The following is a 797-nucleotide window of genomic DNA, read 5'->3' as shown; positions in this document are numbered from 1 at the left end:
CATACCGCGGGAACGTTGTAGCGCATTAAAACGAACGTCATGCAAAGATTGATAGCACTGATATTTATAATTCTGATATTTTCTGTTAAAGGATTTTCATGTGATTGCGATGAAGACTATTCATACGATCCCGAATTCTATCATAGTGATGTAGTTCTTTTGGCTAAAATTATATCAGTCCTTGACAAGACAAAAGATTCATATAAAGTAAATGTTGAGATACAAAATATTTTCAAAGGTGATAGTATTTCTGAATTTCTGGTGTATAGTACACCTGAAAATTTTAAAGTAATTGAAAATGAAGATACGCTGATTTATGAGTCGGACTGTGACATTTATCTACGTGTTGGTGAGGAATGGTTAATATATGCAGACAAGAATAATGAGGGCAAATATGGTTTACATCGTTGTTCTCCAACCAAACGACTAATTGAAGTAACCAAATCAGAATTAGACTTTTTAAATTACCATAAAAACTTAGTTATAACTGACAATTCAAAATTTTATAAATCAAACGAATTGGACAATTCAGACTTGACATCACTTTCAATGAGAGGTTATTCTTGGAATATAGACCATTTAAATATCGATGGTTTAAATAAGGAAAAGTTTGAATTAAAAGTCAAAATTGACAAGAAAGGGTACATAATTTCTGATTCATTAGACGATGAAGATTACAAAAGAGCAATTAAGGAGATAAAAGAATTTGAGCCATTTATTCCAGGCACGAAGAATGGTGAAATAGTAAACTCGGAATATAAAATAATGATAAAACAAAAATAACGACGCTACAACAC

The 797-nt window shown here is 30.9% G+C and carries 1 protein-coding gene; it reads left to right on the top strand.

Annotated features, from left to right (window positions below; all coding sequences use genetic code 11):
* Positions 1-39: 39 nt before the first annotated feature.
* Entirely contained in the window at positions 40-783 is a 744-nt protein-coding gene (locus ACE1ET_RS20540) for a hypothetical protein (protein ID WP_375730303.1), read from the top strand.
* Positions 784-797 lie beyond the last annotated feature (14 nt).

Origin of the sequence: Quyinboa mangrovi, from assembly GCF_042219825.1 — a bacterium.
Classification (GTDB): Bacteria; Bacteroidota; Bacteroidia; order Bacteroidales; family UBA5342; genus JBHJHP01.
The sequence above is the reverse complement of the archived record's forward strand: the minus strand, read 5'-3'. Positions and strand labels throughout refer to the sequence as shown.